The following is a 22,447-nucleotide window of genomic DNA, read 5'->3' as shown; positions in this document are numbered from 1 at the left end:
CGACCCGGGCGCGGCGCGGGCCAACGGGCACCGGCCCGCCGCCGACGAGCCCGACACCGCGGCCACCGACGAGCCGGTGACGTCCGCGCAGGCTGACGCCGCCACCGACGCCCCGGCCGGCCGCGAGGAGCCGGCCACCGACGCCCCGGACGCCACCGCCGGCGACGCGCCAGCCGGCGACGCGCCGGTCGTGCCGGCGGCGGGCCCCGGCCGGAACGGCGACGGCCAGAACGGCGACGGTCAGGACGGCGACGGCCAACGCGGTGACGGCCAGGACGGTGACGGGCAGGGCGGCGGTGGAGTCGGGCGGGGGCCGGCGGTGCCGGACCGGCCGGGTGACCACTGGGACCGCAAGGTGGCCAACGGCCTGGCCTTCCTGCGCCGCCGACTGGCCGGCGACTACGAGGTGGACGAGTTCGGCTTCGACCCGGAGCTGACCAGCGCGGTCTTCCACCCGCTGCTGCGGGTGCTCTACCGGGACTGGTTCCGCACCGAGGTCACCGGCATCGAGCACGTGCCGACCGACGGAGCCGGCCTGGTGGTGGGCAACCACTCCGGCACGGTGGCACTGGACGCGCTGATCCTCTCGGCGGCCCTGCACGACCAGCACCCGGCGCGCCGCTACCTGCGGCTGCTCGGCGCGGACCTGGTCTTCCGGATGCCGGTCGTCTCCGAACTGGCCCGCAAGTCCGGTGGCACGGTGGCCTGCAACCCGGACGCGGAGCGGCTGCTCGGCAACGGCGAGCTGGTCGGCGTCTTCCCGGAGGGCTTCAAGGGCGTCGGCAAGCTCTACTCCGAGCGTTACAAGCTGCAACGCTTCGGCCGCGGCGGGTTCGTCTCGGCCGCGCTGCGTACCGGCACCCCGATCGTGCCGGTGGCCATCGTCGGCGGCGAGGAGATCTATCCGATGCTCGCCGACATCAAGCCGCTCGCCCGGCTGCTCAAGCTGCCGTACTTCCCGGTCACACCGACCTTTCCGTGGCTCGGCCCGCTGGGCATGGTGCCGCTGCCGAGCAAGTGGCTGATCGAGTTCTGCCCGCCGATCCCGACCGCCCACCTGACCGACTCGGCGGACGACCCGCTGGTGGTGTTCAACCTCGCCGACCAGGTGCGGGAGACCATCCAGCAGACCCTGCACAAGCTGCTGGAGCGCCGGCCGGATCCGTTCGGCCCCTGACCCGGGCCGGTCAGTCGGCGCGGCGGCGGCGGTGCAGCGCCAGGCCGGCGGTTACCGCCCCGGCGACCAGGCCTGCGGCGGCGGTGGACGGTACGGCGATCTTGACGGCCCGGCGCCCGGTGCGGAAGTCCCGCACCTCCCAGCCGTGCTGCCGGGCCTGCCGCAGCAGGGTGCCGTCCGGGTTGACCGCCACCGCCCGGCCGACCGCCGACAGCATCGGCAGGTCGTTCGCCGAGTCGCTGTAGGCGGCGCACCGGCTCAGGTCCAGTCCCTCGACCGCGGCCAGCCGGGTGATCGCCTCGGCCTTGGCCGGGCCGTGCATCAGGTCGCCGACCAGCCGCCCGGTGTACGCGCCGTCCACGATCTCGGCCACCGTGCCGATCGCGCCGGTCAGCCCGAGGCGGGCCGCGATGACCCGGCCGATCTCCACCGGCGCGGCGCTGACCAGCCAGACCCGCTCGCCGGCGTCGAGGTGGCGCTGGGCCAGCCGCTGGGTGCCGCTCCAGATCCGCGGCGCCATCAGCTCGTCGAAGATCTCCTCGGTGAGCCGCTCCACGTCCTCCACCCGCCAGCCCTCGATGAAGGCGAGGGCCGCCTCCTTGGCCTGCGACATGTCGCCGGCGTGCTCGGTGGCGAGCAGCCGGAACCGGAGCTGCTGCCAGGCGAACCGGACCAGGTCGGAGGTGGTGAAGTACTTGCGCGCGGCGAGCCCGCGGGCGAACCAGTAGATTGAGGCGCCCTGCATCATCGTGTTGTCCACGTCGAAGAAGGCCGCCGTGGTCGGGTCCGGCTCCGGGGGAGTCGGCGCCGCCGGGTCCGTTTCCGCCCAGCCGGCGGTATGACCGTGGGCGTCGGTGCTGACGGTCACCTTGCGGCTGCGGGCCACGCGACCTCCCTCCGCTCGACCGGCGCGACGTGTGCCTCCTGGCGAGGGTAGCCGGGAGCGGGCGTCCGGCGGCCGGCCGGCGGGTGAGCTGTGGCGTGTCCGGCTCTCCGGGACCCAGGTGCCGGTGCGGGCGTCAGCGGCCGGGCGGGCAGGCGGCCGGGGCCGGACCGAGGGCGTCGCTGCCGGCCGGGGCCGGCAGGCCGCAGGCGATCGCGGCGCGCAGCGCGTCGGAGCGCTCGCGGATCGCGTCCAGCAGGGCCAGCGACCGCCGGGCGCGGTCCCGTTCGGCCCGGGTCGCGTCGTCGAGCAGCGCGTTCACCGACCGCCGCTGCCCGGTCAGGAAGGAGTTCACCGCGTCCAGCGCCGCCGGGTCGGAGCGCTGCACCGCCGCGCTGTTCAGCAGGCGTACGCCCTGCCGGGTGTCGGCGTCCATGTCGTCGAGCACGGCGCTGAAGCCGGTCTGGTTCCCGCGCAGCGCGGCCGCCTCGCCCAGCCGGGTCCGGGCGAAGTCCAGGAAGAGCTGGCCCCGGCTGATGTCCGAGCTGGTCAGGGCGAGCTGGGCCCGCTCGGTCGACCGCTTCATCCCGTAGAGCGCGTCGCCCGGCACGGCGTTCTCGCTGGCCGCCGAGATGCCGGAGACGGCGATCGCCCCGGCCGCGATCCCGACCAGGATCGCGCCCCGGGCCCGGGCCCGGCGGGCGGTGACCGCGGGCAGCAGCGAACCGCGGCTCGTGGTGGCGGTGGTGGTGACGCGTTGGGCGGCCGGTTCCGCCGCGGCCGGGGCGCCGATGCCCTCCCGCTCGGCGGTGGCCAGCAGCATCGCCCGCAGTCCGGTACGGAAGTCCGGGTCGACCTCGACGGCCGGCACCTCCGTACGCAGCCGCTGCCCGACCGCGACGAGCGCGGCGAGCTGGTCGTCGGCCCGGGACCGGGCGTGGCGGCGCCGACCGCCGTTGGCCTCGTCGAGAAGTTGCGCGAAGCGCTCGGCGCGCCGACGGGAGAAGAGGTTGCTGTCCACCGCAGGCCCTCCTCTCGCTGGTCACGGCCGGTGGGCCTTGTCGTCGCCGACGACCGGGCGGCGGGCACCACGAATCCACGTTCGTGGTCGGCCATGCCGCCGGAACCTGTCTCGCTGGGGTCCGGGGGGATGCCGGAGCCACCAACCGGTCGCACCCGGAGAAACGGTCCGCGACGGGCACGGGTTACGGCCCCGGCGGGTGCGAAATCACAGAAAGTGACCGAAGTCACCCGACGAGAAGGGCGCTGAGCTGGGGGAACCCTGATCGACGGGTGCGAGTCCCGCTGATGGGACTACGGTTGGAAGCCGTCGGGGAGCAGTCGCGCCAGGGCCCGGACCGCCCGGTACTGGAGCGCCTTGATCGCGCCCTCGTTCTTGCCCATCGCCCGGGCCGTCTCGGCCACCGAGAAGCCCTGCAGGAAGCGGAGCACTATGCACTCCTGCTGTTCCGGGTTGAGCTGCTTGACGGCGCTGAGCAGGGCGACGTTGGTGATGTGCTCGACCACCGCCGCCTCCGGGCTGCCCTCCGGGCCACGGTCCTCGCGGTCGGCGTCCAGCACGTCGCCGGTGGTCACCTCCAGCCGGTACCGGCCGGACTTGAAGTGGTCGGCGACCAGGTTGCGGGCGATGGTGACCAGCCAGGCGCCGAGATCCCGGCCCTGCCAGGTGAAGCTGCCGATCCGCTTCAGGGCGCGCAGGAACGTGTCCGAGGTGAGGTCCTCGGCGAGCTGGCGGTTGCCGACCCGGAAGTAGACGAACCGGAAGACGGTGTCCACGTACCGGTCGTAGATCAGCCCGAACGCCTCGGACTCGCCCGCCTGGGCGCGCTCGACCAGGGCCCAGACCTCGGTGGCCGGGTCCGACGGGTCGGGCCGGCTCGGGTAGCCCGTGGAGGTGTTGACCGGGGCGGCCGCCGGCACCGCGGGGAGCACCGCCGTCTCGGTCGTGGACGGGTCGGTCACCGCTGGCGGCTCCCCGGTACGGCGGCTCTGCGCCGGCATGGACGGTCGGGCGGGGACCGCGACCCGGCCGCCGACCGGCTTCGCGTTTCCTCCCGGGGTGGCCGGCCGCGGTGGCGGGTCGTTGTGGTGCGGCCGGTTGCGCAGCCGCTTCGACGTGCCCTCCCCCCGTACGGAGAGGCTGCCGGTGTCCTCCACCGGGCCCCGGGCGGCGAGCCGTTCGTTCACCGTGGCGCGGGCCGCCGGGCCGGTCAGACCAAGGGGGCGCTCCGCGTAGCCGAAGGTCGTCACCGCGCCGCCTCCGTCCCGCCGGCGGTCGACCGCGCCGGCCGGTGCGTCGCCGCCACCGGGTCGGGTCTGTGGTCGGGCAGGGCGGGTCCGGGGTGTGCCGACGGGCGGCAGATCCCCTTGAGGTGCTGGTCCAATGCGCTCACAGGCACGGGGGCCTCCTCGGGCTGAGGGGTGTCGACTCACGGCAAATGGGGTGAGCCGACCCGAGTGATGATAGGGGCCAACGTCACCCGCGCGTGGCAAGTCCGTTACACAGGGCGGAAGTATTTCCCGCCGCGTCGCACCGATGGCGGACCGGTTGTCCGTCGTGTGCGGTTGACTTTCCCAACGGCCCGTGGTCCGCAGTGGAAATGCTGGTCAGCAGGGCGTCCTGGGGCTTGTCGACCGTCCCGGGCGGACGGTCGCGCGGTGCGTCGGACCAGCCGTCCCGCGGGCGCCGGTGCGTCCTGTCCACGGGACCGGAGGTGTCTCGGAGGTCGACCCCGGCGTGTCCTGTGGACGGGACCCGTCCGCCGTCCGGCCGAGCCCGCCTCACCGACCCGGTCGGGTCGCCCCGCCGAGAGACCGACCGAGCCGGTGCCGGCCGCCGGCAGCCACCCCGACCGGCGGCACCCGCTCGGGACGGCGTGCGGCGGCCGGCGCGTCCACGGCAGGTCGGGTCCGGAAGCGACGTCCACTCCGACCGGCGGCACCCGCTCGGTGGCGGGCACGGCGGCGGGGGCGACTCCGTGCGTTGCCCGGGAGCGGGTTCGGGGCCGGCGTCCGGCATGGCCGGGCGGCCCGCGCTGTGCCAGACTCAGCCACCGTGCAGGACGCAGCCGACAGCTCCGCGCCGAACCTCGCCGACCGGCTCCGCCGGGCGGCCGTCGCCCACGGCGACCGACCCGCGCTGCACTGGCGGGAACAGACCCTGAGCTGGTCCGAACTGGACGCGGCGGTGACCGAGGTGGCCGCCGCACTGGCGGCGGTGCCGGCGGCCGACCCGGCCGGGCGGCCCGCCCGGGTCGCGGTCGCCCTGCCCAACTCGCCCGACTTCGTGCTCGGCCTGCTCGGCGCGCTCCGCGCCGGGCTGGTCGCGGTGCCGGTCAACCCCGGGTTCACCGGCCCCGAGCTGCGGCACGTGCTCGCCGACTCCGGCGCGTCCGTGCTGATCGGCACCGAGCGGGTCCGTGACCTGGTCGCCGGCGTCGCCGGGGAACTGCCCGCGCTCACCGCCGTGCACCCCACCCCGCCCCGCGCGCCGTCGGTCGGCGGCCCGTTCCCGGCCCGGGGCGGCGACGACCTCGCGGTGCTGCTCTACACCTCGGGCACCGAGGGCCGGCCGAAGGGCGCCATGCTCTCGCACCGGGCGCTGCTGGCCAACCACGAGCAGGTGGAGCGGATCGAACCGCCGGTGGTCGGGCCGGACGACAGGGTGCTGTTGGCGCTGCCGCTGTTCCACGCGTACGGGTTGAACTCAGGGCTGGGTGCGGTGGTCCACCATGGCGCGACCGGGGTGCTGGTCGACGACCTCGGCGGCGACGGCGGGCTCGCCGAGATCGCCCGGCACCGGGTCAGCGTGCTGGTCGGCGTACCGTCGATGTTCCTGACCTGGTCCACGGCGGAGGCCGGCGCGGCCGCCGCGGCGATGGCCTCGGTACGGGTCGCGGTCTGCGGCGCGGCGCCGCTGGAACCGGCCGTCGCGGCCCGCTTCGCCGAGGTGGCCGGCCGCCCGGTGCACGTCGGCTACGGCCTCACCGAGACCGCCCCGGTGCTCACCACCACCCTGGTCGGCGGGGTGCCGAAGGCCGGCTCGATCGGCCGGCCGCTGCCCGGCGTGCAGCTGCGCCTGGTCGGCCCGGACGGGACGGACCTGTGGCGCGACGGCGTGGCCGAGCCGGACGAGGACGACGACGAGCTGGACCTCGCCGACCCCGCGCCGGGCACCGACCCGGGGCAGATCGTGGTACGCGGCGCCAACCTCTTCTCCGGCTACTGGCCGGACGGCCGGGGCGGGCCGGACGCCGACGGCTGGTGGGCCACCGGCGACGTCGCCTACGCGGACGCCGACGGCGATCTCTTCCTGGTCGACCGGATCGGCGAGCTGATCCTGGTCAACGGCTTCAACGTCTATCCGCACGAGGTCGAGCTGGTGCTGTCCGCGCACCCGGGCGTGGCCGAGTCGGCGGTACTGGGTGTGCCGCACCCGCGGACCGGCGAGACTGTCCGGGCGTACGTGGTGCCGGCGCCGGGGCGTTCGGTGACCAGCGAGGACCTGCTCGCCCACTGCGCCCGCAACCTGGCCCGGTTCAAGTGCCCGACCGCGGTCGAGTTCGTCGACGCGCTGCCCCACTCGGCGATCGGGAAGGTGCGCAAGACCCTGCTCCGGTCGGACCCGTCCCCGGCGGACCCGGCCGGCGACCGCCCGTCGGCTCGCGCCGGCGCCAGCAACACGGAGGACACCGATGCGTGAACCCCGACTCACCCTGATCACCCGGCCCGGCTGCCATCTCTGCGACGACGCCAAGGCGGCCCTGGACCGGGTGGTGGCCGTCACCGGCGACCGGTGGGTCGAGCAGGACGTCACCGGCGACATCGAGCTGGAGCGCGAGTACGGCGACCGGCTGCCCGTGGTGCTGCTCGACGGCAAGGAGCACGGCTACTGGCGGGTGGAGGAGGAGCGGCTGCTGCGGGACCTCACGACGCCCCAGCTGTAGCGCGTCGCCGGCCGGTCCACCGGGCGCGGCGGACCGGCCGGTCCCGCCCGGTCTGTCCGGTCCCGCCCGGCCTGTCCGGTGCACGGGCGGGTCGGCCTGTCCGGTCGTGCCGGGGCACGGCGGGACGGCGGTGGTGTGCGCTGGGTAGGGTGCGGCGATGACCCCTGCACGCACCCACCTGGTGTGGGACTGGAACGGCACCCTGCTCAACGACCTCAGCCTGGTGGTCGCCGCCACCAACGCCGCCTTCGCCAGCGTCGGCGGGCCGAGCGTGACCGCCGAGGAGCACCGGGTCCGGTTCCGCCGGCCGGTCGCCGACTACTACGCCGAGGTGCTCGGCCGGGCCGTCGACGAGGAGGCGTTCGGGCGGTTGGACCGGCTCTTCCACGACGCGTACCGGGCGGGGCTGACCACCTGCGAGCTGGCGCACGACGCCGCGTCGGCAATGGCGGCCTGGTCGGGCAGCCAGTCGCTGCTGTCCATGTGGTTCCACGACGAACTGGTGCCGACCGTGCACACCTACGGGCTGAGCGGGCACTTCGTCCGGGTGGACGGCCTGCGGGCCGAGATCGGCGGCGACCGCAAGGCCGAGTCGCTTGAGCGGCACCTGGCCGAGCTGGGCCTGGACGGCGGGGGCGTGGTGCTGATCGGCGACTCCATCGACGACGCCGACGCGGCCGCCTCGGTCGGCGCCCGCGCCGTCCTCTACACCGGCGGCTTCACCGACCCCGCCCGCCTGCACGCCTCCGGCCACCCCGTGGCCGACACCCTCGCCGAAGCCGTAAAACTAGCCCAAACCCTCCCCTAACCCCGCGTCCACCCCGGGGAGGGTCAGTTGCGGAGGTAGGTGAGGACGGCCAGGACGCGGCGGTGTTGTTCGGTGTCGGGTGGGAGGTTGAGCTTGGTGAAGATGTTGCGGACGTGCTTCTCCACCGCGCCGTCGCTGACCACCAGGGTCCGGGCGATGGCGGTGTTGGACCGGCCCTCGGCCATCAACCCGAGCACCTCCCGCTCGCGCGGGGTCAGCTCGCGCAGCGGGTCGTCCCGGCGGCGCCGGGCGAAGAGCTGGCCGACCACCTCCGGGTCGAGCACCGTGCCGCCGACGGCAACCCGGTCCAGCGCGTCGAGGAACTCGTCGATCGCGGCCACCCGGTCCTTCAGCAGGTAGCCGATCCCGCCGCCGCCGGCCCCGGTGGTGGCGAGCAGGTCGTCGGCGTACGAGACCTCGACGTACTGGGAGAGCACCAGGATCGGCGTACGCGGCACCAGCCGCCGGGCCTCCACCGCGGCGCGCAGCCCCTCGTCGGTGTGCGAGGGCGGCATCCGGACGTCGACGATCGACACGTCGGGCCGGTGGGCCACCACCGCCTCGACCAGCGCCTCGCCGTCGCCGACCGCCGCCACCACCTCGTGCCCCTGCTCGCTGAGCAGCCGGATCAGCCCCTCCCGCAGGAGTATGCCGTCGTCCGCGATCACGATCCGCATGGTGTCGTTGTCTACCACGTGCGCACCACCGGGCCGGGGGAGCGCGGCGCGGCCGGCCGGGCCCCCACGCCCACGTCGGACCGCGCCCGCCGCGCCGCGACGGACCGCGTACCCCGAAGCGGGGCGACCGGGGTCACAGCGGGAGTTCCGCGCGGACCTCGGTGGGGCCGCCGGCCGGGCTGGTCACGTCGAGCCGGCCGCCGGCGGCGCGGACCCGGTCGGCGATGCCGACCAGCCCGTGCCCCTTGGCCAGGTGTGCCCCGCCCTGACCGTCGTCGCCGACCGCGACCACCAGCCGCTGGTCCTGCCGGGTCACCGCGACCTGGCACTCGGTGGCCCGGCTGTGCTTGGCGACGTTGGTCAGCGCCTCGGCCACCACGAAGTACGCGGTGCTCTCCACCGCCGGGTCGAGCCGCCCGGCCGGGGTGCCGAGGTCCGGGTCCACCCGCAGCTCGATCGGGATCAGTCCGCGGCCGGCGAGCGCGGCGAGGGCGCTGGGCAGCCCCCGGTCGACCAGGATCGGCGGCGCGATGCCCCGGGACAGCGCGCGCAACTCGGCGAGCGTCTCCCGGGTCTGGGTGACCGCCTCGTCCAGGGTCCGACCGGCCGCCTCCGGATCGGAGGCGAGCTGCTGGCGGGCCCGGCTCAGGTCCATCGCCAGCCGGACCAGGCGCTGTTGCGGGCCGTCGTGGATGTCCCGTTCCAGCCGGCGCAGCGCGCTCGCCTCGGCCGACACGGCGGCCCGCTTCTGCTCCTCCAGCACGGTGATCCGGTTGCGCATCTCGGCCACCCCGGTGAGCATCGCCCGGCCGAAGCTGGCCTCCATCAGGGCGCAGCCGCGGACCACGATCGGCAGCGTGATCAGGAAGAACAGCCCGATCGCGGTGTGCAGGCCGATCCGGGCGGTGGTTGAGTCGCCCAGGCCGAGGAGCTGGGGCAGTTCGACGTCCTCCGGGTCGCCGTGCGGCAGCGCCCAGTCGTACGCCCAGTAGAGCGAGCCGGCGACGGCGCCGGCCCACCAGACCAGCGTGACCACGAAGCTGGCGACGGCCACCACCAGCTTGAGGATGCCGTGCGCCAGATCCAGCCAGGACTGGGCGTCGCCCATCGGCACGAAGATCCGCCGCCAGGCGCTCGCGCCGGGCTCGGCGAGCCGGTACTGCGGGCGGATTCGGGCCTGTCGCAGCACGGCGGGCAGTCGCAACCGTTCGATGTCGGCCAGCCCGCGGGCGGCGTAGAGGGTGCCGCTCAGGATCGGCAGGCCGATCACGGTCACCACCAGCCCGAGACCGGCGGCGAGGCCCACGATGAGCACGACGAAGCTGGTCAGCGCCAGCGGCAGGCCGACCAGGACGTACCCGGAGTCGATGAAGAGCTGGCGGGAGATGGTCGGGGCCAGCGCCGGCTGGTCGGCGGTGGCGGGAACGGCGGTCATGTCACGAGGCTAGGCAGCGGGGTGGGCGCCCACCCATCCCGCCGGCCGCCGTTTCCGGCGTAGGGCTGGCCCTACCTGGGCCGGGCGGGTGGCCGCCGAGCCGGTCGGGGCCGCGACGCGCGGTCGCGCGATTGGTCAGAGAAGTCGTAATTGAGCAATAATCGCCGAGCGGCGCCGGCACGGTTGCCGGATCGATCTTGCGGAATGGAGGGCCTGGTGGAGCCGCGTCGCGAGCTTTCAAGATCGCGATTTGTGCGTGCGTTCACAAGCGCCTACTCTGTAATTCCGACGCGCCCTGCTAGCACAGCCGGCAATCTCGGTCGCCAGCGGGAGTCCCGAAACGGCCGGCCACTGGAGCTGGACGAGGATCGCACCGCACGGAGTCTCATGAGTCAGCACCGTCACCCTGGCGCGCCCGGTCGCGCCGGTGCCGTACCGGCGCTACCTGACCTGCCCGAGGCGACGGTCGCGCGGCTCCCCGAATACCTTCGTGCCCTGCACAATCTCGCCGAGACAGGGCACGAGACGGTGTCCAGCGAGGGGCTGGCCAGCGCCGCCGGGGTCAACTCCGCCAAGCTGCGCAAGGACCTGTCCCACCTCGGCTCGTACGGCACCCGCGGGGTCGGCTACGACGTGGCGCTGCTGATCGACCAGATCGAGTTCGTGCTCGGGCTCACCCAGCGCCGGGCGGTCGCCCTGGTCGGTGTGGGTAACCTCGGTCACGCCCTGGCCGGCTACGACGGGTTCGCCAGCCGCGGTTTCCGGATCGCCGCGCTCTTCGACGCCGACCCGGCGCGGGTCGGCGAGGAGATCAACGGCCTGGTCGTGCAGCACGTCGACGAGCTGCCCCGGGTCGCCGCCGCGGAGTCGATCGCGATCGGCGTGATCGCCACCCCCGCCGCGGCCGCCCAGCGGGTCGCCGACCAACTCGTCGCGGTCGGTGTGACCAGCATCCTGAACTTCGCGCCGTGCGTACTCTCGGTGCCGGAGGGGGTCGACGTGCGCAAGGTCGACCTCGCCATCGAGCTGCAGATCCTGTCCTTCCACGAGCACCGCAAGGCGTCGCTGACCGCGCTCCCCGCCACCGGTGGGTCCGCCCTCACCGCCCTGCCGGGCGGGCTCGCGGTCACCGACACCCAGGAGGCGATCGGCAAGTGAAACTGCTCGTCGTCGGCGCGTCGTACCGCACCGCTCCGGTCGCCACCCTGGAGCGGCTCGCGGTGGCTCCCGCCGAGCTCACCCGCACCCTGGACCGCCTGGTCGCGCAGCCGTACGTGACCGAGGCCGTGCTGGTCTCCACCTGCAACCGGGTGGAGGTCTACGCCGCGGTGTCCGGTTTCCACGGCGGCCTCGGTGACATCTGCGCCGTGCTGGCCGAGCAGGCCGGCAGCCCGCCCGCCACGCTCGCCAACCATCTCTACGTGCACTACGACGCCGCCGCCGTCGACCACGTCTTCCGGGTCGCCGCCGGGCTGGACTCGATGGTGGTCGGCGAGGCGCAGATCCTCGGCCAGCTCCGTGACGCCTACCACTGGGCGAGCGGGGCGGACACCGCCGGGCGGCTGCTGCACGAGCTGATGCAGCAGGCGCTGCGGGTGGGCAAGCGCGCCCACGCGGAGACCGGCATCGACCGGGCCGGCCAGAGCGTTGTCACCGCCGCGCTGGAGCTGGCGGCCGGCCACCTCGACGGTGACCTCGCCGGCCGTCCGGCGCTGGTGGTCGGGGCCGGCGCGATGGGCTCGCTGGGCGTGGCGACCCTCTCCCGGCTGGGCGCCGGGCCGCTCACCGTGACCAACCGGGGGGCCGACCGCGCCGTCCGCCTGGCCGAGTCGTACGGCGCCGCGGCGGCCCCGATGGCCGAGCTGACCGCGACTCTATCCACAGTGGATATCGTAGTGGCCGCCACCGCGGCCACCGAACCGGTCCTCACCCGCGACGTGGTCAGCCGGGCGCTGGCCGACCGCGACTCCGACCGGGGTCCGCTGATCCTGCTCGACCTGGCCGTGCCGCGCGACGTCGCGCCCGGCGTCGCCGAGCTGCCCGGCGTCGAGGTGATCGACATCGACCGGATGGCCGCGCTGCTCGCCGACGGGCCGGCCGCTGCCGACGCCGCCGCCGTGGAGCGGATCGTCGCCACCGAGGTGGAGGGTTTCCTCACCTGGCTGCGCGGAACGGACGTGGCGCCGACCGTGGCCGCCCTGCGCGGACGCGCCGACGACGTGGTCACCGCCGAGCTGCGCCGGCTCGCCCAGCGCCGCCCCGACCTGACCGACGACCAGCGGGCCGAGGTGGCCCGGACGGTGCACCGGGTGGTCCAGCGGCTGCTGCACCAGCCCACCGTGCGGGTCCGCCAGCTGGCCGCGGAGCCCGGCGGCGACCAGTACGCGGCGCTGCTGCGCGAGCTGTTCGACCTCCAGGTGCCGCAGACCTCGCCGGTCGACACCGTCCCCGACGTCGTGGAGACCGACGTCAGCCCGGCGTTCGGCGCCACCGACGCCGTTCCGCCCGCCGGAGGTGAGCGATGAGCACGCCCCTGCGCCTCGGTACCCGGGGCAGCCAGTTGGCGATGGCCCAGTCCGGCCACGTCGCCGAGGCCCTGACCGCCGCCACCGGGCGCCCGGTCGAACTGGTCGAGGTGGTCACCGCCGGCGACCGCTCCGCCGCGCCGGTGCACCGGCTCGGGGTGGGCGTCTTCGTCTCCGCGCTGCGCGACGCGCTCGCCGCGCGGACCATCGACTTCGCCGTGCACTCCTACAAGGACCTGCCCACCGCGGCGGCGCCCGGGCTGCACATCGCCGCCGTGCCGCCGCGGCAGGATCCGCGGGACGCGCTGGTCGCCCGCGACGGCCGGACGCTCACCGAGCTGCCGCCGGGCGCGCTCGTCGGCACCGGTGCGCTGCGCCGCATCGCTCAGCTGCACGCCCTCGGCATGCAGCTGGAGGTCACCCCGATCCGGGGCAACGTGGACACCCGCCTGGCACGGGTGTTCGGCCCGGAGGCCGACCTGGACGCCGTCGTGCTGGCCCGGGCCGGCCTGGCCCGGCTGGGCCGTACCGACGTGGTCACCGAGACGCTCGACCCGATGCTGATGCTGCCCGCGCCCGCCCAGGGCGCGCTGGCGGTGGAGTGCCGGGTCGACGACCAAGACCTGGTCGAGCTGCTGGCCGTGCTCGACCACGCACCGTCCCGCGCCGCGGTCGTCGCGGAGCGGGCGTTGCTGGCCACCCTGGAGGCCGGGTGCAGCGCACCCGTCGCCGCCTACGCCGAGCTCGCCGAGGGCGACGCCGGCGAAGAGATCTACCTGCGCGGGGCGGTGATCAGCCCGGACGGTACCCGTGACCTCCGGCTGTCCCGCACCGGTACGCCCGCCGACGCGGCGGAGATCGGCAAGGCACTCGCCGCCGAACTCCTCGACCTCGGCGCCGACTCGATCCTCGGCCAAGCAGGACCCACCGGCCCGGGGACCCAGCAATTTGGGAGCACAGAATGACCCGCACCCGTAAGCCCGTAGGCCGCATCGCGTTCGTCGGGGCCGGTCCCGGCGACCCGGGCCTGCTGACCCGTCGGGCGCACGACGCCCTGGTCGACGCCGACCAGGTGGTGTACGACCGGGGAGTCCCCGAGTCGCTGCTCGACGCCGTCCGCGCCCAGGCCAAGACCGACGCCCAGTTCACGCCGGCCGAGGGCGCGCCGGGTGACGTGGCGAAGGTGCTGATCTCGGCGGCCCGCTCCGGGCTGAACGCCGTGCACCTGGTCGCCGGTGACCCGTTCGGGCACGACTCGGTGGTCAAGGAGGTGCAGGCGGTGGCGCGCACCGCCGCGCACTTCGAGGTGGTGCCGGGGGTCGGCCAGGCCGAGGGGGTGGCCACCTACGCGGGTGTGCCGCTGCCGGGCGTACGGACCGCGGCCGACGTCGAGGACGTCAGCGAGCTGGACTTCGAGGCGCTGGCGGCGGCCGTCGGCCGGGGCTCGCTGGCGCTGGCCGTGGACGCCGGTGACCTCGCCGCGATCCGGGACGGCCTGCTCGCCGCCGGAGTCGACGGCGCCACCCCGGTCGGGGTGACCGGCGACGGCACCGGGGAGACGCAGTACACCACCACATCGACAGTGGACAGCTTCGTCGCCGCGGCGCTCGGCTTCACCGGCCGGGTGGTGCTCACCGTCGGTGCCGGCGTCACCCAGCGGGACAAGCTCGGCTGGTGGGAGAACCGGCCGCTGTACGGCTGGAAGGTGCTGGTCCCGCGGACCAAGGAGCAGGCCGGGGTGATGAGCGCCCGGCTGCGCGCGTACGGTGCCATCCCGTGCGAGGTGCCGACCATCGCGGTGGAGCCGCCGCGCACCCCGGCCCAGATGGAGCGGGCGGTCAAGGGCCTGGTCGACGGCCGGTACGCCTGGGTGATCTTCACCTCGGTGAACGCGGTCCGCGCGGTCTGGGAGAAGTTCGCCGAGCACGGTCTGGACGCCCGGCACTTCGGTGGCGTCAAGATCGCCTGCATCGGGGACGCGACCGCCGACGCGGTCCGCGCGTTCGGCATCCAGCCGGAGCTGATCCCGTCCGGGGAGCAGTCCTCCGATGGGTTGCTGGCCGAGTTCTCGCCGCACGACGAGGTGCTCGACCCGGTCGGCCGGGTGCTGCTGCCGCGCGCCGACATCGCCACCGAGACACTTGCCGCCGGGCTCACCGAGCGCGGCTGGGAGGTCGATGACGTGACCGCGTACCGGACCGTGCGGGCCGCCCCGCCGCCGGCCGAGATCCGTGACGCGATCAAGTCGGGTGGCTTCGACGCGGTGCTCTTCACCTCGTCCTCGACGGTCCGGAACCTGGTCGGCATCGCCGGGAAGCCGCACGCGCGTACCGTTGTTGCCGTCATCGGGCCCAAGACGGCGGAGACCGCGACGGAGTTCGGCCTGCGGGTCGACGTCCAGCCGCCGCACGCCTCGGTCCCCGACCTGGTGGAGGCGCTCGCCGCCTACGCCGTCGAGTTGCGCGAGAAGCTCGCCGCCATGCCGGCGAAGCAGCGCCGGGGCTCGAAGGTGCAGGGGCCGACCGCCCTCCGTTTCCGCTAGTCGCAGCAGGAGGCCCGTATGTCGTACCCCGAGATCCGGCCCCGCCGGCTGCGCCGCACCGCGGCGCTGCGGCGGCTGGTCTCCGAGACCCGCGTCGACCCGGCCGAGCTGGTCGTGCCGATGTTCGTCAAGGAGGGGCTGACCGAGCCGCGGGCGATCGCCTCGCTGCCCGGGGTGCTCCAGCACTCCCGGGACTCGCTGCGCAAGGCCGCGGTCGAGGCGGTCCAGGCCGGGGTCGGCGGGATCATGCTGTTCGGGGTGCCGACGCGGCGGGACCCGGAGGGCTCCGGCGGGATCGACCCGAACGGCATCCTGAACGTGGCCATCCGGGACGTGGTCTCCGAGGTGGGTGACGCCACCGTGGTGATGAGCGATCTCTGCCTGGACGAGTTCACCTCGCACGGGCACTGCGGTCTGCTCACCCCGGACGGCGAGGTGGACAACGACGCCACCCTGGCGGCGTACGCCGAGATGGCGGTGGCCCAGGCCGCCGCCGGGGTCGGCGTGGTCGGGCCGTCCGGGATGATGGACGGCCAGGTCGGGGTGGTCCGCAAGGCGCTCGACGCCGCCGGCCACACCGACGTCGCCGTGCTGGCGTACGCGGTGAAGTACGCTTCGGCGTTCTTCGGCCCGTTCCGCGACGCGGTGGAGTCGGCGCTGGAGGGTGACCGGCGCACCTACCAGCAGGACCCGGCGAACCTGCGGGAGTCGCTGCGCGAGGTGGCGCTGGACGTCGCCGAGGGCGCCGACATGGTGATGGTCAAGCCGGCGCTGCCGTACCTCGACGTGGTGTCCGCGGTCCGCGCGGCGGTCGACGTCCCGGTCGCCGCCTACCAGGTCTCCGGCGAGTACGCGATGGTCGAGGCGGCCGCCGCGAACGGCTGGATCGACCGGGAGCGGGTGATGCTGGAGACGCTCACCTCGATCCGCCGGGCCGGTGCCCAGATCATCCTCACCTACTGGGCGGTCGAGGCCGCTCAGCTGCTCCGCCAGCGCTACTGACCCGAGCCGGTGGCCGTCCCGCTGCAACCCGGGCGGTGGTTCGCCGTTCAGGTTGGCGCGGTTGGCCCGCCCGCCCGGAGGAGCAGGGCGGGCGGGCCGTCGTCTGTCGGCGGTCGAACGGGGGTCAGTCGTCGTTCGAGATGGTGCCGGCGGCGATCGGATCGGCCAGGCGCAGCCCCGGCACGCCGGCCACCACCAGGGTGAGCTTCTCGTCCGGCTCCGCCTTCCGGTCGCCGCGTACGGTCACCGGGAAGGCCAGCGAGGTCTGCCCGGCGGCCAGCGTGCGGCAGCCGACGTACGGGTCGTAGTCCTGGCCGGACCGGGCGGTGATGCCGATGGTCGCGGCGCAGAGCAGCACCGGCTGGGAGAGCGGCCGGGAGACGGTGACGGTGAAGGTGAGCGGAGTGGTGCCCTTGTCGCCCTCGGCCACCGCCAGGTCGCCGACGCTCAGTGTGGCCCGGGAGCGGAACCGGGCCACCTGCGGGTCGTGGTCGCTGGAACCGCGGGTGCCGTCAACGGCGTGCGCCGCCGGCCAGTCCGCGTTGATGTGCGCGGCCCGCATCTGCACCAGGTCCCGGTGCAGCGCCTCGTTGACGAAGAGGTGGTCCAGCGTCTGCGCCTGCCCCTCGAAGCTGTACGAGTAGGCCGACGACGGTGCGTCCGCGAGCAGGTCCTCCCAGAGGTTCCGCATCCCCGCCTCGTACAGCGGGGCGAGCTGGTCCGACGGGGTCGGCCGGTCAGCGGTGGCGATCGGGTCGTCGGGGCGGGGGAAGACGTTCAGGTCCCCGCCGTACACCACCCGGGCGTGCGGGTCCGCCGCCTCGATCGCGGTGACGATCGCGGCCCCGTACGCGGCCTGCTCCCGGCGCTGCCCGACCCGGCTGTCCGGGCCGGACGAGTAGTGGTTGCTGGCCGCCCAGAGCGTGAACCGCTCGGTCGAACCGGGCGCCGCGGCCACGGTGAACTTGCCGAGCTGCGGGGCGCGGGTGAAGACGTTGTTGCCGTCCCGGCCGGTGGAGGTGTCCACGTCGGCCGGCAGCACCGCGTTGAGCGCCTTCGGGTTCTGCACGTCCGCGTTGCTGGCCAGCCCCGGCGCGCGGTACTGCACGGTCGGCGCCGAGCCCAGCAGCGGGTCGGCCGCGGTGGCCTCGGCCAGCGACACCCGGTCCGTGCGGTAGAGGAACGCGGCGGTGATGCCCCGGGCGTCCGCGCCCGTCCGGTCGTACGCGGCGGCGTAGGCGGGACCGCCGGCCGCCGCGATGGTCAGCGCCAGGTCCTGGAGGCTGTCCGGCGCGCCGTCGGCGTTGTTGGTGCTGCCGCAGCTCAGCTGACCGTCGGCGACGGCGCAGATGTCCTGGTCCTCGGCTTCCTGCACGAGGATCAGGTCCGGGCTGTGCAGGTCGGTGGTGATCTGGTCGGCGAGCGCGGCGAGCTGGTCGCGGTACTCCTGCTCGCTGCCCGGCACGTAGTCGAACGGCGGGTCCACGCCGGCACAGCCCCCGTTGCCGGCGAAGTCGCAGCCGTCGAACGGGTCGTCCCGGAAGTCGTACAGGTTCTCCACGTTGTAGGTCGCGACGGCCACCTCCTCCGGCCGGTTGGCCGGCTGCGGCGGGTGGTTCGTCGACGGGTCGGTGCCCGCGGCGAACTCGGCCCGCTCGACCTGCACGCCGTACTTCTCGAACGAGTAGTAGAGGCCGCCGACCGCGTCGGCGCTCAGCGTGTCGAAGGTGTGCGCCGGCGGCAGCAGCGCGCCACTGTCCCCGGTGCTGCCCTTCACGCCCATGCTGCCGAGCATGATCCGCTGGCCGTTGCCGTCGTCGAAGCGGCGGCCGGGGTCGTTGTCCAGCGGGTGCGCGTCGCGGAACACCCGGCGGGCGTACGGGTCGGCGCGGTCGAGCAGCGGGTCGTCCCGGTCGACCACCCACAGCTCGGCGTCGGCGGTGGAGTCGAAGACGTTCCGCCCGCTCACCACGCCGCTGCCGGCGCGCACCCGCAGCCGGGCGCCCTCGTGCCGCTCCCAGAACCGGCCCGCCGCGGCCAGGTCGGCCGGGGGCACCGCGTCGGCGACCGCGACGGCGGTGGCCACGTCGACCCCGGTGGCGATCCGCCGCACCAGCGAGGCGCTGGAGAGCTGGGTCATGTTGAAGTACTCCGACACCCGGGCGCGGAGCACCACCTCGTCGCCGACGGTCGGCACGTAGCCGCCGATCAGCGAGGTGAACGAGCCCATGAACACGAAGATGCCGTCGGAGCTGGTCGGGTCGCCGTCCGTGGCGTCCGCCCGGCTCTGCAGGAAGAAGCCGCGCTGGTCCCGCCCGGAGGAGCTCCGGGCCAGGGTCAGCTGGGTGATCACGCCGCGCACGTCGTAGAGGGCGCTGCTGGTGCCGTTGCCGCTGGCCGGCGCGTAAGGGGAGCGGTCGGCCGGGCCGGACTCGCCGTCGGTGGTCGGGCCCTGCACCTCGCCGATCGTCAGCTCCCGGGTGACCTGCACGGAGAGGGTGCAGGTGGCGGTGCCGCCGTCCGCGTCGGTGGCGGTCAGCACGACGGTGTACGCCCCGGCGGCCAGGTCGGCGCTCGCCGTGACGGTGGCCCGGGCGGTGCCGCCGACCGCGTCGGCGGGGGTGACCGCGGTGCGGCCGATCGCGCCCGCGGTCGGGGTCGGGGTGACCGAGGTGACCGCCAGGTCGACGATCCGGTCGTCGGTGTCGGTCGCGGTGACCTCGCGGGTCGCCGCGGTGCCGACCGGGGTGACCAGCGCGCCGCCGCAGTCCAGGGTGGCCGGCGCGTCGATCGGGCCGCCGCCCGCGGAGTGCGCGCCGAGCCCGTCGAACGTGTCGGTGGCGAAGCCGGCCCACTGGGCGGCCGGGTCGAAGGCGTCGGCCGGTTCGGTGTCGCCGGCGGTGACGCCGGCCAACCGGCGCAGCGTGTTGTCGGCGGTGCTGGTCAGCCCGCTGCCCCACTCGGCGCCCGGGTCGACGCCGACCTGGCCGAGCGAGTCGAGCACGGTGCCGCCGCGGCTCAGCACGACCGCGTCGTCGCCGTTGAACAAGCCGGCGGTGATGGTCTGGTCGGCCTGGGCGAGGATCGCCGGCCCGGCGGAGGCGTGGGCGAACACGAACACGTCGCCGGCCGGCACGGTGCCGGTCAGCGGCACGTTCGTCGGGGTGGTGGAGCCGTTGAAGTAGAGCTGCAGCTGGTATCCGTCGGCGGCCAGGTCGACGGCGGCGCCGGTGCCGTTGTAGAGCTCGATCGCCTTGTTGTTGGACGAGCCCTCGACGTACTCGGAGATGAACAGGTCGGTGGGCGCGGCGCTGGCCGCGGGGGGTGCGACGCCGACGGCCGTGGCGGTGACGGCGGCGGCGGTCGCGAGCGCGGCTATGGTGCGGCGCGGGCGCATGGGGCCTCCACGATGGGTGGACGGGAACTAACGCACGTTAAGGGGCGTCGCTGTCCAGCGTCCATCCTCCGGTGGACTGTTTCGTGAATTCCGGTCAGCGCGCGGCGTCGAGACGGTGCACCAGGTCGGCGACGTCGACACTGTATTCGCACCAGTCGCGGTCGGGGCGGTAGCCCAGCTCCGCGTTGACCTTGAGCATCGCCTCGTTGGCCTGCGCGTTCCAGGTCTGCACCTCGGCCAGTTCCGGCTCGGCGGAGCGCAGCTCCAGCAGCATCCGCGCCTTGATCGCCCGGTCGATCCCGTAGCCCCGGTGATCCTGCACCACGATGGTGTCGTACTGGTCGGCGCGGGTGGGGTGCTGCGCCGGCACCACCACCTCGGTCAGCCCGGCCACCTCGCCGCTCTGCTCGTGCAGGGCGAGCACGATGTACGGCTTCATGCCGCGCCGGTGCAGGCAGTCCAGGCTGTCCCGGAGCCGTTCCGGGTCGTACGAGCTGGGGCGCAGTTCGCCGTCGTCGACGTCGCGCACCTCGGCCTTGGCCCGCGCGTACGCCTCGATCAGGTCGTCCGGCGGCCCGCCCGGGCAGAACTCGAGGTGGTAGCCCGCGCCGATGCCGGTGGCCATCTCGGCCAGTTCGGCCCAGTCCACCGTGGACAGGTCGAGCACGCTGCGGGTCTCGACGTACTCCCGGGTGAAGCCGAGCGCCTCGTAGAACGCCACCGCCGGGGTGTCGCCGACCACCTCGACCCCGATCGACTGGAACCCCTCGTGGTAGACCCGGCGGGCGGCCACCCGCACCAGGTCGCGGCCCAGCCCGGAACGCCGGGCCGACGGGTGCACCAGCACCTCCAGCACGCCGATGTCACCGAGCAGCAGCACCTGCACCTGGCCCAGGATGGGCCCCGGCGCCCCGTTGCCGTCCGGCTCGGTCTGGGCGACCCAGGAGAGCCGCCGTTCGCCCGGCATCACCTCGGAGAGGTATTCACGCAGGGAACTCTCCCGCCACGGTGGATCCTGCGGCAGATCGGCCGCGAGGACCGCGTTCAGCGTGTCCAGCAGCGACGCGATCTCGGCGGACGACGCGGTCCTGGGGTCCCACTCGCGCACCATCACCCGTCTAGCTTGCCGCTAACGGCTGCCCGAAGGAAGGGTCCAGTTCTCCAAATGTATGCGGACGATCACTTCACGTACGGCTGGCCTGCCCGTAACGGTTCGCGGTGTCGAAGACGTCCTGGGCGTAGCGGCGGACGTCGTTGTACGACAGGATGGCGTTCCACCAGTCGCCCGGGATGGTGAGGTTCCGGCCGCCCTTGCAGAGGTAGTTGCCGGCGGCCAGGGCGGCGTCGTCCAGGTCGTGCGGGTCCTTGCGGCCGTCGTTGTCCGCGTCGGCGCCGATCTCCTGCCAGGTGGTCGGGATGAACTGCATCGGCCCGATGGCGCGGTCGTAGGTGGTGTCCCGGTCCAACTGGCCCCGGTCGGTGTCGGTGATCCGCATCCGGCCGCCCTGGCCGTCCAGCGGCAGCCCGATGATCTCCGGCAGCGCCCGGCCGTCCGGGCCGAGCTTGGCGTTGTTGGCCTGGCCGTGCCCGGACTCGACGAACCCGATCGCGGCGAGGGTGGTCCAGCTCAGGCCGCAGCTTCGGTTGGTTTCGGCGAGCACCAGTTCGGCGTAGCCGTACGCCTGCATGGCGACCGGCGAGATGCCGACCTTCGGGCCGACCTGCTGTGCCCAGGCGGCGAGCGCGTCGGCCGGCCGGCCGGTGGCCACCGCACCCACCGCCGGCCCGGTGGGCAGCGTGCCGCCCGGTGGCAGCGTCCCGGTGGGTAGCGGGGTGCCGCCCGGCAGTACCGGCTGTGCCGGTGGCGGGGTGGCGGTGGCGCTGTCGTCGGCGGCGACCGGCCGGGGCGCGCGGACCGTCGCGGGCACCACCAGGGCGCCGGCCGCGGCGGTGGTCAGGACCAGGGCGAGCAGGAACACCCCGGGCAGGGTGAGCCGGCCGCTGGAGCGCCGCGACCAGTCCCGGGCGGCGGCCAGCGCCACCCGGTGCGGCGGCTGCCGTACGGCGTGCGCGAACGGCACCCGGCGCCGCCGGGCTCCCGTCGGCCGCCCCGGCGTCGTCGCGCCGCCCCCCGCGGCGCCCGGCTTGCCCGCGCTGTCATCCGACTTGGCGGTGGATCCCGTGCTGTCGTCCTCGCCGTCGCCCGGCTTGGTGCTGGCGGCCTTCGCGTCGCCGCCCGGCTTGGTGGTGCCGGCGTCCGCGCTGCCCTCCGGCTTGGCGGTGGTGGCGTCCGCGCTGCTGCTCGGCGTGGTCGTGACGGCGGTGGCCGCCGTGCTGTCCTTGCCGTCGCCCGACCTGGTGGTGGCGGTGTCCGCGCTGCCGTCCACCTTGGTGGCCGCGTCCGCGTCGGCGGTCGGCGTGGTGGCGGCGGCCTTCGCGGCGTCCGCGTCCGGCGCGTCCGCGGCGGCGCCCGGCCGGGCCTCGGCCCCGACGGATGCGGCGGTGTCGCGCGCCGGGGCGCCGGCCTTCGTCTCGCCCTTCGCCGCGTCGGTCTTCTCCCGCGGGGCGGCCGATCTCAGCCACGGGCGACGCGGGCGGGGCAGCCGGGTCGCCGGCTCGTCCGGCGCGGCGCCCGAGCCGGCGAGCGGCCCGTCGAGGGGCGCGGCCGGGCGCAGGGGTCGATGGGTCGATCTGTCCTCGCCGTCCACCACCCGTCGAGTATCACCCATGTCCCGTCCAGAGTCAGGTCCGGTCGTACCCTGGTGCCATGCCCCGGTATGAGTTCCGCTGCCGCGCCTGCGGCGACACCTTCGAGGTCAACCGTCCGATGATCCGGGCCGGCGAGCCGGCCTCCTGCCCGCAGGGGCACGACGACACGGTCAAACTGCTCTCCACGGTCGCGGTGACCGGCCGGGGCGGTGCCACGGCGTCCGGCGACACGCCCGCCGCGGGTGGCGGCGGTGGCTGCTGCGGGGGTGCCTGCGGCTGCTGATTCCGTGCGCTCGGGCCGTGGCGCTTGCCCGCGTCGAGGTCC

At 74.6% G+C, this 22,447-nt stretch carries 18 protein-coding genes; 10 read left to right on the top strand and 8 right to left on the bottom strand.

Annotation, left to right across the window (positions count from 1 at the left end; translation table 11 throughout):
• Nucleotides 1-319: 319 nt before the first annotated feature.
• On the top strand, nt 320-1,177 hold the full coding sequence (locus FHX32_RS06705; protein WP_167182338.1) for a lysophospholipid acyltransferase family protein: 858 nt from the start codon (nt 320-322) through the stop codon (nt 1,175-1,177).
• A gap of 10 nt (nt 1,178-1,187) precedes the next feature.
• Here the strand turns inward: FHX32_RS06705 and FHX32_RS06700 are convergent, their stop codons facing one another.
• The 3 genes from FHX32_RS06700 to FHX32_RS06690 form a co-directional block, all read right to left on the bottom strand.
• Nucleotides 1,188-2,063, bottom strand: coding sequence for an HAD-IB family hydrolase (locus tag FHX32_RS06700; protein ID WP_167179917.1), 876 nt, complete (start codon nt 2,061-2,063; stop codon nt 1,188-1,190).
• A 133-nt stretch (nt 2,064-2,196) separates the two neighbouring features.
• A complete protein-coding gene (locus FHX32_RS06695; protein ID WP_167179916.1) occupies nt 2,197-3,081 on the bottom strand; it encodes a DUF5667 domain-containing protein in 885 nt (294 codons plus the stop codon).
• A 293-nt stretch (nt 3,082-3,374) separates the two neighbouring features.
• Complete coding sequence (locus FHX32_RS06690; protein WP_167179915.1) at nt 3,375-4,331, bottom strand: ECF subfamily RNA polymerase sigma factor, BldN family; 957 nt, start codon at nt 4,329-4,331, stop codon at nt 3,375-3,377.
• 805 nt (nt 4,332-5,136) lie between these two features.
• Between FHX32_RS06690 and FHX32_RS06685 the strand changes: the two genes are divergently transcribed.
• The 3 genes from FHX32_RS06685 (at nt 5,137) to FHX32_RS06675 (ending at nt 7,835) form a co-directional block, all read left to right on the top strand.
• Nucleotides 5,137-6,783, top strand: a complete 1,647-nt coding sequence (locus FHX32_RS06685; protein ID WP_486480939.1) for an AMP-binding protein — start codon at nt 5,137-5,139, stop codon at nt 6,781-6,783.
• Nucleotides 6,776-7,027, top strand: a complete 252-nt coding sequence (locus tag FHX32_RS06680) for a glutaredoxin family protein (RefSeq protein WP_088996181.1) — start codon at nt 6,776-6,778, stop codon at nt 7,025-7,027. Before FHX32_RS06685 ends, FHX32_RS06680 begins: the two co-directional genes overlap by 8 nt.
• A gap of 157 nt (nt 7,028-7,184) precedes the next feature.
• Nucleotides 7,185-7,835: an HAD hydrolase-like protein gene (locus FHX32_RS06675; protein WP_167179913.1), complete on the top strand. Its 651-nt coding sequence runs from the start codon at nt 7,185-7,187 to the stop codon at nt 7,833-7,835.
• Between the two features lie 23 nt (nt 7,836-7,858).
• On the opposite strand, the gene FHX32_RS06670 is transcribed toward FHX32_RS06675, so the two are convergent.
• Together FHX32_RS06670 and FHX32_RS06665 are read right to left on the bottom strand one after the other, a co-directional pair.
• Nucleotides 7,859-8,512 carry a response regulator transcription factor gene (locus FHX32_RS06670; RefSeq protein WP_167182335.1) on the bottom strand — a complete coding sequence of 218 codons (654 nt, stop codon included), beginning with the start codon at nt 8,510-8,512 and terminating at the stop codon, nt 7,859-7,861.
• A 133-nt stretch (nt 8,513-8,645) separates the two neighbouring features.
• On the bottom strand, nt 8,646-9,947 hold the full coding sequence (locus FHX32_RS06665; protein ID WP_167179912.1) for a sensor histidine kinase: 1,302 nt from the start codon (nt 9,945-9,947) through the stop codon (nt 8,646-8,648).
• Nucleotides 9,948-10,334: 387 nt separating this feature from the next.
• Here FHX32_RS06665 and FHX32_RS06660 point away from each other — a divergent pair, with 387 nt between their 5' ends.
• Genes FHX32_RS06660 through hemB form a run of 5 tightly spaced genes read left to right on the top strand, consistent with a single transcriptional unit; the run spans nt 10,335 to nt 16,016 of the window.
• Complete coding sequence (locus FHX32_RS06660; RefSeq protein WP_167179911.1) at nt 10,335-11,105, top strand: redox-sensing transcriptional repressor Rex; 771 nt, start codon at nt 10,335-10,337, stop codon at nt 11,103-11,105.
• Nucleotides 11,102-12,472 (top strand): glutamyl-tRNA reductase, encoded by a 1,371-nt coding sequence (locus FHX32_RS06655; RefSeq protein ID WP_167179910.1) that lies wholly within the window; start codon nt 11,102-11,104, stop codon nt 12,470-12,472. The genes FHX32_RS06660 and FHX32_RS06655 overlap by 4 nt, the downstream gene beginning before the upstream one ends.
• A complete protein-coding gene (gene hemC, locus FHX32_RS06650) occupies nt 12,469-13,437 on the top strand; it encodes a hydroxymethylbilane synthase (RefSeq protein ID WP_167179909.1) in 969 nt (322 codons plus the stop codon). Before FHX32_RS06655 ends, hemC begins: the two co-directional genes overlap by 4 nt.
• Nucleotides 13,434-15,014, top strand: a complete 1,581-nt coding sequence (locus tag FHX32_RS06645; protein ID WP_167179908.1) for a bifunctional uroporphyrinogen-III C-methyltransferase/uroporphyrinogen-III synthase — start codon at nt 13,434-13,436, stop codon at nt 15,012-15,014. The genes hemC and FHX32_RS06645 overlap by 4 nt, the downstream gene beginning before the upstream one ends.
• Nucleotides 15,015-15,032: 18 nt before the next feature.
• A complete protein-coding gene (gene hemB / locus FHX32_RS06640; RefSeq protein ID WP_167179907.1) occupies nt 15,033-16,016 on the top strand; it encodes a porphobilinogen synthase in 984 nt (327 codons plus the stop codon).
• Nucleotides 16,017-16,140: 124 nt separating this feature from the next.
• Here hemB and FHX32_RS06635 read toward each other — a convergent pair whose 3' ends face one another.
• From FHX32_RS06635 to FHX32_RS06625, 3 genes are all read right to left on the bottom strand, one after another.
• Nucleotides 16,141-19,413: a lamin tail domain-containing protein gene (locus tag FHX32_RS06635; protein ID WP_167179906.1), complete on the bottom strand. Its 3,273-nt coding sequence runs from the start codon at nt 19,411-19,413 to the stop codon at nt 16,141-16,143.
• Between the two features lie 94 nt (nt 19,414-19,507).
• The gene (locus FHX32_RS06630; protein ID WP_167182332.1) at nt 19,508-20,524 is read right to left on the bottom strand and encodes a GNAT family N-acetyltransferase; all 1,017 of its coding nucleotides are present in this window, start codon (nt 20,522-20,524) and stop codon (nt 19,508-19,510) included.
• A gap of 73 nt (nt 20,525-20,597) precedes the next feature.
• Nucleotides 20,598-22,142: a lytic murein transglycosylase gene (locus tag FHX32_RS06625; protein ID WP_167179905.1), complete on the bottom strand. Its 1,545-nt coding sequence runs from the start codon at nt 22,140-22,142 to the stop codon at nt 20,598-20,600.
• Between the two features lie 38 nt (nt 22,143-22,180).
• On the opposite strand from FHX32_RS06625, the gene FHX32_RS06620 reads away from it, so the two are divergent.
• On the top strand, nt 22,181-22,405 hold the full coding sequence (locus FHX32_RS06620; protein WP_167179904.1) for an FmdB family zinc ribbon protein: 225 nt from the start codon (nt 22,181-22,183) through the stop codon (nt 22,403-22,405).
• Nucleotides 22,406-22,447 lie beyond the last annotated feature (42 nt).

The sequence above is a fragment of the Micromonospora sp. CNZ280 genome (genome assembly GCF_011759515.1).
Note: the sequence above shows the minus strand (reverse complement) of the source record. Positions and strands in the feature narration are given on the sequence as shown.

What these genes read in the sequence shown, in the direction of transcription:
- FHX32_RS06680 (WP_088996181.1), top strand. Translation starts at nt 6,776, where the DNA reads ATGCGTGAACCCCGACTCACCCTGATCACCCGGCCCGGCTGCCATCTC.
- FHX32_RS06625 (WP_167179905.1), bottom strand. Translation starts at nt 22,142, where the DNA reads ATGGGTGATACTCGACGGGTGGTGGACGGCGAGGACAGATCGACCCAT.
- FHX32_RS06660 (WP_167179911.1), top strand. Translation starts at nt 10,335, where the DNA reads ATGAGTCAGCACCGTCACCCTGGCGCGCCCGGTCGCGCCGGTGCCGTA.
- hemB (WP_167179907.1), top strand. Translation starts at nt 15,033, where the DNA reads ATGTCGTACCCCGAGATCCGGCCCCGCCGGCTGCGCCGCACCGCGGCG.
- FHX32_RS06635 (WP_167179906.1), bottom strand. Translation starts at nt 19,413, where the DNA reads ATGCGCCCGCGCCGCACCATAGCCGCGCTCGCGACCGCCGCCGCCGTC.
- FHX32_RS06665 (WP_167179912.1), bottom strand. Translation starts at nt 9,947, where the DNA reads ATGACCGCCGTTCCCGCCACCGCCGACCAGCCGGCGCTGGCCCCGACC.
- FHX32_RS06670 (WP_167182335.1), bottom strand. Translation starts at nt 8,512, where the DNA reads ATGCGGATCGTGATCGCGGACGACGGCATACTCCTGCGGGAGGGGCTG.
- FHX32_RS06645 (WP_167179908.1), top strand. Translation starts at nt 13,434, where the DNA reads ATGACCCGCACCCGTAAGCCCGTAGGCCGCATCGCGTTCGTCGGGGCC.
- FHX32_RS06675 (WP_167179913.1), top strand. Translation starts at nt 7,185, where the DNA reads ATGACCCCTGCACGCACCCACCTGGTGTGGGACTGGAACGGCACCCTG.
- hemC (WP_167179909.1), top strand. Translation starts at nt 12,469, where the DNA reads ATGAGCACGCCCCTGCGCCTCGGTACCCGGGGCAGCCAGTTGGCGATG.
- FHX32_RS06630 (WP_167182332.1), bottom strand. Translation starts at nt 20,524, where the DNA reads ATGGTGCGCGAGTGGGACCCCAGGACCGCGTCGTCCGCCGAGATCGCG.
- FHX32_RS06620 (WP_167179904.1), top strand. Translation starts at nt 22,181, where the DNA reads ATGCCCCGGTATGAGTTCCGCTGCCGCGCCTGCGGCGACACCTTCGAG.